The 12,774-nt window shown below is 44.0% G+C and carries 13 protein-coding genes; 8 read left to right on the forward strand and 5 right to left on the reverse strand.

Going from position 1 to position 12,774, the window contains the following annotated elements; genetic code table 11:
* The first annotated feature begins 129 nt into the window (after window positions 1–129).
* From B4C48_RS07425 to B4C48_RS07445, 5 genes are read left to right on the forward strand one after another with little or no spacing between them, the layout of a single operon-like run.
* Window positions 130–948, forward strand: coding sequence for an ABC transporter ATP-binding protein (locus B4C48_RS07425; RefSeq protein ID WP_291355069.1), 819 nt, complete (start codon window positions 130–132; stop codon window positions 946–948).
* Window positions 945–1,724, forward strand: a complete 780-nt coding sequence (mlaE, locus tag B4C48_RS07430) for a lipid asymmetry maintenance ABC transporter permease subunit MlaE (RefSeq protein WP_291355071.1) — start codon at window positions 945–947, stop codon at window positions 1,722–1,724. The genes B4C48_RS07425 and mlaE overlap by 4 nt, the downstream gene beginning before the upstream one ends.
* Window positions 1,724–2,395: an outer membrane lipid asymmetry maintenance protein MlaD gene (locus B4C48_RS07435; protein WP_291355073.1), complete on the forward strand. Its 672-nt coding sequence runs from the start codon at window positions 1,724–1,726 to the stop codon at window positions 2,393–2,395. The genes mlaE and B4C48_RS07435 overlap by 1 nt, the downstream gene beginning before the upstream one ends.
* Window positions 2,396–2,411: 16 nt before the next feature.
* Window positions 2,412–3,038: an MlaC/ttg2D family ABC transporter substrate-binding protein gene (locus B4C48_RS07440; RefSeq protein WP_291355075.1), complete on the forward strand. Its 627-nt coding sequence runs from the start codon at window positions 2,412–2,414 to the stop codon at window positions 3,036–3,038.
* Window positions 3,039–3,055: 17 nt separating this feature from the next.
* Complete coding sequence (locus B4C48_RS07445) at window positions 3,056–3,346, forward strand: STAS domain-containing protein (protein WP_291355077.1); 291 nt, start codon at window positions 3,056–3,058, stop codon at window positions 3,344–3,346.
* Between the two features lie 108 nt (window positions 3,347–3,454).
* On the opposite strand, the gene B4C48_RS07450 is transcribed toward B4C48_RS07445, so the two are convergent.
* Complete coding sequence (locus B4C48_RS07450; protein ID WP_291355079.1) at window positions 3,455–4,468, reverse strand: CorA family divalent cation transporter; 1,014 nt, start codon at window positions 4,466–4,468, stop codon at window positions 3,455–3,457.
* Window positions 4,469–4,620: 152 nt separating this feature from the next.
* Here B4C48_RS07450 and B4C48_RS07455 point away from each other — a divergent pair, with 152 nt between their 5' ends.
* Complete coding sequence (locus B4C48_RS07455) at window positions 4,621–5,214, forward strand: TIGR00730 family Rossman fold protein (RefSeq protein ID WP_291355081.1); 594 nt, start codon at window positions 4,621–4,623, stop codon at window positions 5,212–5,214.
* A gap of 2 nt (window positions 5,215–5,216) precedes the next feature.
* Entirely contained in the window at window positions 5,217–5,624 is a 408-nt protein-coding gene (locus B4C48_RS07460; protein WP_291355083.1) for an NUDIX hydrolase, read from the forward strand.
* An 81-nt stretch (window positions 5,625–5,705) separates the two neighbouring features.
* On the opposite strand, the gene B4C48_RS07465 is transcribed toward B4C48_RS07460, so the two are convergent.
* From B4C48_RS07465 to recG, 3 genes are read right to left on the reverse strand one after another with little or no spacing between them, the layout of a single operon-like run.
* Window positions 5,706–6,338, reverse strand: coding sequence for a ComF family protein (locus B4C48_RS07465; protein ID WP_291355085.1), 633 nt, complete (start codon window positions 6,336–6,338; stop codon window positions 5,706–5,708).
* A gap of 37 nt (window positions 6,339–6,375) precedes the next feature.
* A complete protein-coding gene (locus B4C48_RS07470) occupies window positions 6,376–6,774 on the reverse strand; it encodes a DUF7668 domain-containing protein (protein WP_291355087.1) in 399 nt (132 codons plus the stop codon).
* Window positions 6,775–6,790: 16 nt separating this feature from the next.
* A complete protein-coding gene (gene recG / locus B4C48_RS07475; protein WP_291355089.1) occupies window positions 6,791–8,836 on the reverse strand; it encodes an ATP-dependent DNA helicase RecG in 2,046 nt (681 codons plus the stop codon).
* A gap of 35 nt (window positions 8,837–8,871) precedes the next feature.
* Between recG and B4C48_RS07480 the strand changes: the two genes are divergently transcribed.
* The gene (locus B4C48_RS07480) at window positions 8,872–9,672 is read left to right on the forward strand and encodes an NAD-dependent epimerase/dehydratase family protein (RefSeq protein WP_291355091.1); all 801 of its coding nucleotides are present in this window, start codon (window positions 8,872–8,874) and stop codon (window positions 9,670–9,672) included.
* A gap of 521 nt (window positions 9,673–10,193) precedes the next feature.
* Here B4C48_RS07480 and plsB read toward each other — a convergent pair.
* Window positions 10,194–12,770, reverse strand: coding sequence for a glycerol-3-phosphate 1-O-acyltransferase PlsB (gene plsB, locus B4C48_RS07485; protein ID WP_291355093.1), 2,577 nt, complete (start codon window positions 12,768–12,770; stop codon window positions 10,194–10,196).
* Window positions 12,771–12,774: the final 4 nt, after the last annotated feature.

A 12,774-nucleotide genomic window follows, 5' to 3' on the forward strand; every position in this document is an offset into this window, starting at 1 on the left:
AAAATAATTGCACGAAAATTAAAAAATTAAAAATTATGGTAAAGCGGTTGCTTTTTCTCTAAAGGTAACATTTTAAACCTGAATCCTTTATAGTATGCATGCTGAAAAAATGTAGGAAAACGCTCAGCTATGAATAATCCAGTATCCCCGAAATCTCAATCCCTGATCGAGATTAAAAATCTGAGCTTTAAACGAGGGGAACGTATCATTTATGACAATGTCAATTTAACCATTCGTCGTGGTCAAATCACTGCCATTATGGGACCTTCCGGCACAGGCAAAACTACTTTGCTGCGCCTGATTGGCGGGCAGCTTATTCCAGATCAAGGCCAGGTTTTGCTGGATGGCAAAGATATTGCGCGCATGTCACGTGCTGAGCTGTTTGCCGCACGAGCACGTATGGGCATGCTATTTCAAAGTGGTGCTTTGTTTACCGATATGACCACCTATGAAAATGTGGCGTTTCCACTTCGTGCGCATACCCAATTACCGGAACACCTGATTGCTGAAATTGTGGCATTAAAGCTAGAATCGGTGGGTTTACGTGGGGCTGAACAGTTGATGCCTACAGAATTGTCCGGCGGTATGAACCGTCGTGTGGCTTTGGCCCGTGCAATTGCACTGGATCCGGAACTGATTATGTATGACGAGCCATTTGCAGGTCAGGACCCGATTGTGATGGGGGTATTAACCCGTTTAATCCGTTCCCTGCGTGAAGCTTTGGATTTAACTACGATTATTGTCTCACATGATGTTGCGGAAACATTATCGATTGCGGACTACATTTATGTCGTGGCTGAAGGCAAAGTTCAGGGCGAGGGTACACCGGCTGAACTTAAACAGCATGCTTCGCCTTTTGTCCGTCAATTTCTGACCGGCGCACTTGAAGGTCCGGTTGACTATCAGTTTAGCCATCAAGCTTATTTAAGTGATGAGGTGCGTTCATGAATGCCATTGCCTTATTAGGTAGACGCGTTATTGAACGTGTACGTGGTATAGGTGTAGCAACCCAGATGTTGCTGCAAATTCTATTTTCGATGCCATCTAAAGGTGGTTTTCAGCGCTTTATTTACCAAATCTATCGTGTCGGAGTGATGTCATTATTAATCATCTCGGTTTCTGGTTTATTTATTGGTTTGGTGTTGGGCCTGCAAGGTTATTCCATTTTGGTCAATGTCGGCTCTGAAGCGATGTTGGGAACCATGGTTTCGCTGACTTTATTGCGTGAATTGGCTCCTGTGGTTGCAGCGCTGTTATTTGCCGGGCGTGCCGGTTCTGCATTGACCGCCGAAATTGGTCTAATGAAAGCGACAGAGCAGCTTTCCAGTATGGAAATGATTGGGGTTGATCCGCTCAAGCGCATTGTTTCGCCTCGTTTATGGGCCGGTATTGTCAGTTTGCCAATGCTTACCGTGGTTTTTGCGGCCATTGGTATTTTGGGCGGTAAAATGGTCGGGGTTGATTTCCTGGGTGTGGATGAAGGTTCTTACTGGAGTGGCATGCAAAGCAGTGTGCAATTCTATAAAGACATCTTTAATGGCACCATTATCAAGAGTTTTGTTTTTGCATTAATTTGCACATGGATTGCGGTATATCAGGGTTATGCTTGTGTGCCTACATCAGAAGGGATTGCAACATCTACAACACGTACCGTGGTGTATTCGTCGCTATGTGTTTTAGGTTTTGATTTCGTGTTGACTGCGGTCATGTTCGGAGGTGTTTAATGAAATCACGTACTAGTGAGCTGGCCGTAGGCATTTTTGTCATTATCTTTGGGGTAGCATTATTTTTCCTGGCCATGAAAGTGAGCGGTCTGGTGGGAACGAACCTGCGAGACAGCTATAACATGACAGCAAGTTTTGATAACGTGAACGGCCTGAAACCGCGCGCTAAAGTGACCATGAGTGGTGTTACCATCGGTCGTGTTACCGATATTACCCTTGATCCGGTATCACGCTTGGCAACGGTACATTTTGACTTGGATGGCAAGTTAACTTCTTTCAATACAGAGCAGCTGAAAAAGGTGAAAGCCAATGCGCTGGAAGAGTTGCGCTATAGCACAGAATACAGCGAAGCAGATCCTGCTAAACAAAAAGAAATGGAAAAGCAACTTGCTGATAACATGAACTCCATCACCAGTATCGATGAAGATGCTTACATTATGGTTGCGACCAATGGTTTATTGGGTGAAAAATATTTGAAAGTGGTGCCAGGTGGTGGCCTGAACTATATCAAACGTGGTGAAAGCATTCCTAATACCCAAGGCACCATGGATCTTGAAGATCTGATTAGTAAATTTATTACTGGCGGTGCGGGCAAGTCATCAGCTAAAGCGGCGGAAGAAAAAACATCAACTGAATCAACAGAAGATGCACAACCTTCATTTGTTGAATAATTTTGAGGAGAATTTAATGAATACCTTACTTAAACATACACTTGGCATAAGTGTTTTATCAACAATGATGGCGAGTACTGCATTTGCACAACCAACTCAAACGCCTCCAGCTTTTGTAAAAAAAGTGGCGGATGGTCTGATTAGCCGTTTAAAAGCAGATAATTCAAAATTGCAAAACAACCCGGCTGCGGTGAAAGCCATTGTGCGTCAAAACCTTGACCCTTATATTGATTCGCAAGCCTTTACTCGTCTGGTGATGGGAACTTATGCAACCAATCAGTACAGTACTGCTGCTCAGCGTGCGCAGTTTGAACGTAATTTCCGTGAAACTTTAATCGAAAATTACGGTACAGCTTTTGCTAAATATACCAACCAGAGTTATAGCCTGCGTCCATATAAAGAAACCAATAGCAAAAATCCTGTAGTCACGATTGATTTCAACAATAAAGGTGAAAAGATTCCAGTCTCTTTCCAGTTGGTGGATAAAGGCAATCAATGGAAAGTACGCAATATCAATGTCTCTGGCATTGATTTAGGGTTACAGTTCCGTAATCAGTTTGCTGCAACGGTAAAACGTAATGGTGGCAATATCGATAAAGCCATTGCGAACTTTGAGCCAGATGCATCTGTAGATAAAAAATAACTGAGCAGGATGGTGTCGTGATTCAATTCATTGATCAGGAATTGCAGGTTTCTGGAAAAATAGATTATGCCAATGCAGAGGCCTATTACCAGCAAGGTTTGAAACTGATTCAATCTCAGAATCAGTTTCCCGTGGTGGTCAATCTGGCACAGCTGGAACAAGGCAGTACCTTGGCTTTGGCAGTCTTGGTGCGCTGGTTACGCCAGACACCGAAAGCTCAAGGCCTGCAATTTAAAGCGGTTCCTGAGAAAATGATGAAAATCATTCAGGCCTGTCATTTGCAAGATGATCTGCAATTGATTGCCTGAACACATAAAAAAGCACCGTAAGGTGCTTTTTTATTGTCTGCAAATAGGTATTTATCAAATCCGGAGCGTTTCTTGCACTTCGCTTTGAAGCAGTGCTTCAAAGTTTGCTCAAATCCATTTCTTCCAGCGGAAATAGGCCAGTGGTCCAATCAAGAAGGCGAGCAAAATAATACTGACCAAAATAAAACTGGTCGCGCCTTTGGCGAAAGGTAATACATCGGTATTCATACCATAGACACTGGCCACCAGCATCGGTGGCGCAAGCATGCTTGGCAGAATCGAGAATCGACGGATGGTATCGTTCTGTTCGGTATTAATGAATCCGGAGGTGGTATCCAGCAAGAATCGAACCTTCTGGAATAAGAACGCATCATGTTCTACTAAAGACCGAACATCTTCACTCAGTTCTCGAATATCGGCATCGTAAATATGACTGCCTAATGCACGTGGACGAGAAAGGAAAGTCAGGACACGACGCAAATCGATTAAACACAACTGTGCTTTTCCAAGCATGTCTTCTAATTGTGCCAGCCGGGTAATCATGTCATCCAGATCGAGAATCTGTTCACGATGGCGGTTGTTCAGCACTTCTGTGGAGTATTTTTCCAGGTCTTTGTGGATATCTTCCAGAATATCCGCAAGCTCATCCAGTTTGGCTTCCAGCAAGCCAAGTAAAACCCAGGTCGGGTCCTTGTAATCAATTTCGTAATCATTACGACGTGCACGGGCACGAAAGGCACGAAAGGCCACCAGCTTTTCACCACGTAGGGTAAACAGGTGTTCTTTGTGCAGAATAAAGGCCACCGTTTGCACCGTGGCTAAAATACTTGAATCTTCGTCGCTTTCACCATCAACCTGAAAGTTTTTATTTTTGGTTAAAAAGTAGGTGCTGATATGTAAAATACCGTCATCATCACGGTAAAATCGTGCCGATGAAGAAATGTCTTCTAAAGATTTTAGCGTGGGTAAATTTTGCTCATAGGCATCCAAGACCCATTGTTGTTCTTCTTGTGAGGGAGCAATCAAGTCAATCCACACTAAATCCTGATGCAGATCAAAACCGCCATTAATAGTGGCATCTTCCAAACTACCGCGCTCTGTGGCGTAAAAGGCTTCAAGCATGCTGTCTTTTCTCCCTTGCGCAGTATGGGTTAATTGATGGGTGTATTTTAGACAAGGAATTCAATAAAAACACTGATTCAATCGCTTTTTTATTAAAAAATCTCCTGAAAATTTACTTTATTATTATGACATCAGTAAAACATGGTGAAAAAATGACGAAATCAATCGCAATTTTTTGTGGCTCTGCCGTTGGTACAGATTCCATTTTTTTAGATACCGCGCAAAAAATGGGACAAACCATTGCCCAGCAAGGTAAAACGCTGGTCTATGGCGGTGGACGTTCCGGCTTGATGGGGGTAGTGGCAGACAGTGCCTTGCAGGCGGGTGGCAAAGTCATTGGCGTGATTCCAAATGCCTTGGTCGATCGTGAGCTGGCTCATCCGCATTTAACCGAATTGCATGTGGTAAGCAATATGCATGAACGTAAAACCAAAATGTCGGAACTTTCCGATGCCTTTATTGCCATGCCAGGTGGTGCAGGGACGCTGGAAGAAATTTTTGAGCAATGGACCTGGGCACAACTGGGCATCCATTTAAAACCGTGTGCCTTTTTAAATGTGGCCGGTTTTTATGATGATTTATTGAAATTTATCCAAATGACCACCGTCAAAGGTTTTACCCATACACGTTTTGCGGACAGCATTATTGCTTCAGATTCAATTGAAGAGATTTTGCAGCAGTTTGATGAATATGAGGCACCACAGCCGAAATGGGGTATGGTCGATCAGCAAGCGTTGGTGAAATAAACATGAAAGTGATTACAGTTGCTGCGGCAATTATTTTAAATGATCAACAGCAACTTTTAGTGGTACGTAAACGTGATACTTCATGCTTTATGCAGGTGGGTGGCAAGCTGGAACCCGATGAGCCACCTGAAGCGACCATGCTGCGTGAAATTCAAGAAGAAATTGGTTGTCAGGCTTCAATTCAACACTTTGTCGGACGTTTTGAAACGGCGACCGCCAATGAGCCGGATCATCAGCTGGTCAGTTATGTTTATCATGTAACTTTAGACCATGCTCCAAAAATCGATGCAGAAATTGCCGAAATGAAGTGGGTCGATCTGGATGATTTACATACTCAACTGGCACCTTTGACCCGTGAAATTGTTATGCCTTGGGTGAAGCGGTTTTTAACAGAAAGCATTTTGTCCTGATTGATAAAATCATTCTCTCTCAAGGATGAGTACGCTTCTGCAAGCGGATAAAAGGAAATCAGTAGGCTTTCTTTCCAAAGATTAAATCTCTGCACTCGCGATACACGCTGCATAAACTTTTTGACAACCCAATTCTTCAAGTTTTTGTTTTAAGGCATGCAGTGAACTGCCTGTAGTCACCACATCATCCAGCATCAATACCTTGCGGTAACGGACTTTGGACGTTGCTGCTATCATGAATTGCTGGTCAATTTGGTCTAATCGTTCAATGCGGCTTAAGCCTTTTTGCGAATGTTGCGCCAGTCGAGCAACCGGTTGCCAGACGGGAATATTCAGATGTTTTGCCAATATCTTTGCAACCAGCAAAGACTGGTTATAGCCGCGTTCGGCCAGCCGTTGATGGGAAATCGGCATCGGCACAATGGCCTGAATTTTGGGTAATTTCAGGTTAATCAGTGAGCCAGCAAGCAGGGTTTGAAAATGCAGCTGTTGTTCATATTTGAATTTCTGAATAATACGATCTATTGGATAGTCATAATGACAGGCCACCTGGATATCCATTTCCTGTCGCTGAATGCTCTGTTTCAACCACGGCAATTGCTGCCAGCAATCGGTACAGACTGAATGGTGTTGCTGTCGATCGATTCCGCAGAGCAGGCAAGGGGAAAGGCTTTGCACACCTTTGTGAAGCAGTTGATTGAGGAATTGGAGCATAGTGTTTTCTTATTTTAATGATTTTATGATTGGTATTTTATGGTACGTAGATATCAATTATTTCATAAGTATAATGATCATCTTGCTTATAAATTTGAAGGTTAATAATTAAATCACTAGGACACTCTTCTTCTGTAAACAGGTCAACAATCGCCTTCCAAAAATGATTTTCATTATGTTTACCTTGATAGAAGCATACAGAAGAATCCCATGCTTCCTCAGGTAAGCTGACAAGATGAGCGCCATAATGATCAATATTTTCGGCAGTCTCGGCAGCATATTGAATATCAACAAATTCAACATTTGGAATTGTACTTAGACGAGCAAAATCTTTATCTTTAAAAGCCTCGACAATTTGAACGATTGTATTTCTCCAAATATTTGGAATTGGCGATTGAAACTCTAAATCGTATGGAACGGGAATATCTTGTGTCATTTTATTTTCTCCTTATTTACACATAGGCATAGCGTGGCGCTTCAGGTAACCAGCGTTTCAGTAAAGCCTCTGCATTTTTAGGATAATCTTTGAGAATTTGCTGCGCGACATAATGCGCCTGATTCAGCAAATGATCATCACGTTCTAACTTGGCCACCCGAAAGCCCATGTCACCGGTTTGTTTGGTGCCGAGCAATTCGCCCGGGCCACGAATTTCCAGATCCTTTTCGGCAATGATAAACCCGTCATTGGTTTCGCGCATAATCCGCAGCCGTTCCTGTCCATTTTGCGAAAGCGGATTTTTATATAGTAAGGCACAGAAACTGGCAGTTGCACCACGACCCACTCGCCCGCGCAGTTGGTGTAGCTGTGAAAGTCCCAGACGCTCTGCATTTTCAATCACCATGATGGAAGCATTCGGTACATCCACCCCGACTTCAATCACCGTAGTGGCAATCAGGAGTTGCAGCTGATTGTCTTTAAACTGCTGCATTACCGCCTGTTTTTCATCGGCTTTCATTTTGCCATGTACCAGACCGATATTGAGCTGCGGAAAACGTTCCTTGATTTCCTGATAAGTCGCTTCGGCCGCTTGGGCATCCAGCGTTTCCGACTGTTCCACCAAAGTACAGACCCAATAGGCCTGTTTGCCTTCGCCGCAATTGGTGGCAATACGCTGTAGTACTTCTTCGCGGCGGTCTAAAGGAATGGTAACGGTCTGAATCGGAGTACGACCGGGCGGCAGTTCATCAATCACCGAGGTGTCCAGATCACCATAAGCAGACATGGCAAGAGTGCGGGGAATTGGAGTGGCAGTCATCACCAGTTGATGCGGGGTGGTGTTGTTGATGCCTTTATTGCGTAGTGCCAGCCGCTGATCAACACCAAAGCGATGCTGCTCATCAATAATCACCAGACCGAGTTTGCTGAATTCGACATTTTCCTGAAACAGGGCATGGGTCCCCACCACTAGATTGGCAGTGCCTTGTTTAATGGTTTGCTCAGCCGCTGCACGAGCCTTGCCTTTTTGTTTGCCTGAAAGCCAAGACACATTCAGGCCTAAAGGTTCAAACCATTTTTTAAAGTTCAGATAATGCTGTTCGGCCAAAATTTCCGTCGGTGCCATGAGCGCCACTTGCCAGCCTTCTTCCAACGCATGACAGGCTGCAACCCCGGCTACCAAGGTTTTACCTGCGCCGACATCGCCCTGAACCAGACGCAACATGGGCTTGTTTTGTTTTAAGTCCTGCATAATTTCTTTGGAGACTCTTTTTTGTGCGCCGGTCAGACTAAACGGTAAGCCAGCCAATAACTGCTTGGCAAAATTTTTACTCGGGCTAAAAGAAGGTGCTGCAATTTGCTGGATATAAGCACGGCGAGATAACAGGCTGATCTGATGTGCAACCAGTTCTTCAAAGATCAAACGCTGCTGAGCCGGATGAGAGCCTTGTGCCAACTGTAGCATATTGGCATTCAGTGGCGGTTCATGAATATATTCCAGTGCCTGCTTTAGTGCATAACCATTGGTGAATTTTTCTGGCAATAATTCGGGCAGGTCATCACTATGCTGTTTCAGTGCCTGTTTGACATATTCACGCAGCTTGGGCTGGGTTAAACCTTCGGTGGCTGGATAAATGGCAGTGAGCTGGGTTTTGGGTAAGGGCGTATGTTCAGTAATGAGCTGAATTTCAGGATGATACAGTTCCAGACCACGTGCACCGACGCGCACCTCACCAAAGATGCGTAGCTGATTGCCAATTCTGGCACGATCAGTCAGGGCTTTATAGACATGGTAAAAACGCAAGGTGACTTTGCCGAAATCATCCTGTAACTGGATGGCCATAGATTTGCGCTTGCCCGGCGGGAAATCGACCCCTTTCACAATACCTTCAAGCAAATAACTGCGCCCCACGACCAATTGGTTCATGGGAATGATCGTGCTACGATCTTCATAATCACGCGGTAGATGAAACAGTAAATCATCTGTCGTAAAAATATTCAGTTTTTCCAGTAATGCGGCAGAGGCAGTTCCTACCCCTTGCAATTGATGGACTGCAGCCATTTGCCCTCAACTTGAGTTAAATCATCAGGTGCTTAATGCATATATTATTTATCGGTTATGGTAAAACATCTACCCGGGTTGCTAAACAATTATTTCAGCAAGGGCACCAAATTACCACAATCAGCCAAAGTCCGAAAACTGATCACTATGCGACTCATCTGATTCAAGATGTGCATCAGCTGGATTTAACTCATCTCCCGCCCATAGATTGGGTCTATGTTTTATTGTCGCCCTCACAAAGTACTGTTGAAGGCTATCAACAGACTTATGTCGATTCGGTTGCTCCAATTGTCCGTGCTTTAAAGCAGCATCCAGTGCAAAAAATTGTCGTAGTGTCCTCAACCCGTGTTTATGGTGAAAATTCAGGTGAGCATATTGATGATGCGTCTACTCTTCATTCGGTGGATGAGCAGGGGCAGTTACTCTGGCAGATGGAGCAGCTCTACCAACAGGCATTCGCTGAGCGCTGCATAGTCATTCGTCCTACAGGAATTTATGGCACGTCTGTGGCGAGGATGATCAAGCTGGCTGAAATGACTCAACGCTATCCGCAAATTCACTGGTCTAACCGGATTCATATTGATGATCTGGCTCGGTTCCTGGCGCAATTGATTCACGTGGAACATACTCAACCTTCTTATATCGTTACCAATAATCAGCCTGTACCTTTGCATGAAGTGATTCAGTGGTTTCAACGGCAATTGGATTTGCCTGAACTGGTTGTGGAAAGCCAGAAGGAATCTGGAAAACGGATTTTTGCAAAGCGGATGCTGGAAACTGGATTTCAGTTAGAACATCAGGATTGTTTTAGGGATTATAAAAAGTTATTAATCTAAATGAGATATTGAAGTTCCCTCTCCTTTTAGGAGAGGGTTAGGGAGAGGTGATTTTTTTAAATAATCAAATATTGAACTTTAACTCACCCTCATCCCCACCTTCTCCCTGAGCCATATATGGCGCAAGAGAAGGGGTGATTATTTCAAAAAATTATCTGCCACCAGGACGGCGGTCAGCTGCACGGTCGCCACAAGAAGATCCATCTTTTGCTGATTGCCAGCTGTAGTCACAGCTTCCAGCAAATGTAGGGATTGATAAAGATAATGTAAGAGCTATTAATAAATATTTCATTATTCATCCTAAAGATTAGAAAAATAGACTATAGGAATAAAGTAAAAGTAATACTATTAGCGATAAATATTATTGATTTTATTGGTTAAATTTTTTTAAAAGTAATCAATCACTCCCTAACCCTCACTTGCGCTAGATCTAAAGCAGTGCTTTATCTCTAGCTTAGGAGAGTATTTAACAGACCTCTCCCTAGCCCTCTCCTAGAAGGAGAGGGAACGGAGAAGGAAGATTATTTCTTCTTCCGTTTTAAACGACGTTTCGCCTGCTGGGCAGCGACTGCATCCAGAGCTTCCTTCAATTCTTCATCACTAAAGGTGGTAATGTGCTGTAGCATTTGCAAAGTCACATCATCTAATACCAGATTGGCGTATTGAGCAACGTTCTGGAAGTTCTCATCAAACACAATGGCGTTATCTTCATTGTTACGAATATAGCCCTGTTGGGTCAGCACTTTAATAAAGCTTTGGAATAAGGCTTTATCAAAGAATTCTGGAGAGTTGAATTCATACAGTACAGACAGGCGCTGACCAACCAAATGACTGAGTTCTTCCACCTGACGGGTCGAAATGTTGCCCGAACCACGCTGGGTGATTAAAGCGAGGGTCATGTAATAACGTTCCAGACTTTGCATCACCGGAGCGGCAAGCACCACCAGCTGGTTATGATCTTCCGAGTTTGGTGCTGGAGAAACCAGATTGCCTTCAATATCTTCAAAAATCAATTTGGCTTGAATCAAGGCTTCAACATACGCACAAATTTGATCTTTCAGCTCTTCATCTTTCCATTTTAAGAACAATTCAGCTTTTAAAAATGGATAAAGGGTACGAATGACATTAATCAAATCACCACGGCGGATTAAACCGTTATGTTCCACCAAGGCTGCAATTAGCGAAGGTAAAACAAAAGCATGCAAAATATTATTGCGGAAGTATGTCAGCAATACCGCCTGGTTATCTTCAATCGCAATAATGTCGCCTAACACGTGTTTAACGCGTTTAATCAGCTTCAGTTTTAAGCCATAGGCAATGATTTCTTTGCCTGAAAGCGGCGTCACCTGAGTACGCGTATCATAAGGCAAGGCAGTCACTAGTTTGCGGTAAGCATCCAGCTGCTTGATGCAGATCTCTTCATCCAGCGTATGTTTAGGGGTAGCCAACAGAATTAGTGAAAGCAGCGATACCGGGTTAATGACCACAGCACGGTTAATATTTTCCAGAATGGCATGGGCAGCACTGTTGACTGCATCTGATACTTCTGGCGGAATCGGATCATCATTTTTGGCAATTTTAATATTGTCCGCAGCATGCTGTTTAAGCATATCATCCAGAAAAACCGGCTCACCAAAGTTTACATGCACCTGGCCGAAAATACGTTCGATTTTGCGCAGGGTTTTCAGAATACCCATGATGGATTCAGATTCTTTATCTTTACCATTCATTTCACCGACATAGGTGGCACCTTCCATCAGGCGTTCATAGCCAATATATGTCGGTACAAACACGATCGGTTTAGAACGACCACGTAAATGTCCATGCACCGTCATGGCGAGCATGCCGGTTTTTGCCGGCAGCAAACGGCCGGTACGTGAACGGCCACCTTCAATAAAGTATTCCAGTGGGGTATTACGGGAAAGAATATTAAAAAGATATTCCTTAAATACAGTGGTGTACAAGCCATTACCGCGGAAGGTACGGCGAATAAAGAACGCACCACCACCACGCAATAATTGACCCACAAAAGGCATATTCAGGTTATCACCTGCAGCAATGTACGGCACCATCATGCCACGTTTATAAATGACATAAGACAGTAATAAATAGTCAATGTGACTGCGGTGACAAGGCGTGTAGATAATTTCGTAATCTTTGGCCAGTTCACGCACGGTACTGAAGTTATGCACCTCTACGCCGTCATAGAGCTGGGTCCATAAACGGGTCAGCGCCATATCGGCAAAACGTACGGCTGAATGTGAATAGTCAGAGACAATCTCGTTTAAATAGCTAATGGCACGACGTTCAGCTTCAATCATGCTGATTTTGCCACGAATGCTTTCACGGCGGATGGCATCCTGAACATCGCTGGATTTGATCAGGGAATGCATCACGTTACGGCGATCTGAAAGATCCGGGCCAAGTACAACTTCACGCTGACCATCTAAATAGTTATTTAATTTATTGAGAATATAAGTCGCTGGCGACAGGTTCGGATGCCGCTGTTTGGCAAATTCAACCAGTTGGCGCAAAGACTGGCCCTGATGGAATTCCAGATAGGACTGACGGCCATGCAGACCAATATTCACCAATTGTTTAACAGTACCTGGCGTTGCCCATGTATCGGTAAATAAGAGTTTGAACCAGGAATCTTCTTTGTCTGGTGAACGTCCCCATAGTACAGTGACCGGAATCAGTTCAATATCAACTTGAGGGTGATGTTCCAGAATGTCGATCAGGCGTAATAATCGCGGTGGAAAGGCGTGGGGCGGAGGATTGAGCAGGTTATTTTCATTATGATGCTGCAAAAACAGCACTGATGCTTTTTCCTTGTGATCGCCCACCACCAGCGGATTTAATGCCGGTGGCAATTTTAGACGGCGGGTTTCACCATCGACAATCAAGGCATTGCTACGCGAGTAATTTTGTAAGACATAGCACACCACTTTTTGCTGGACGGGCTGCTCTGTCTGGGAATTTAATTCTGTCGTTGCCGGTTCAGTAGGAACCTCACCAAGAACATGTGGGGTTACCACCAGGTCAAGCAGCTTACTGGAAAGCTGACGATAGATTTGACCAAAGCCACTCTTGGACATACAT

Origin of the sequence: Acinetobacter sp. UBA3106 (assembly GCA_002365595.1) — a bacterium.
In the GTDB taxonomy this organism is placed as follows: domain Bacteria; phylum Pseudomonadota; class Gammaproteobacteria; order Pseudomonadales; family Moraxellaceae; genus Acinetobacter.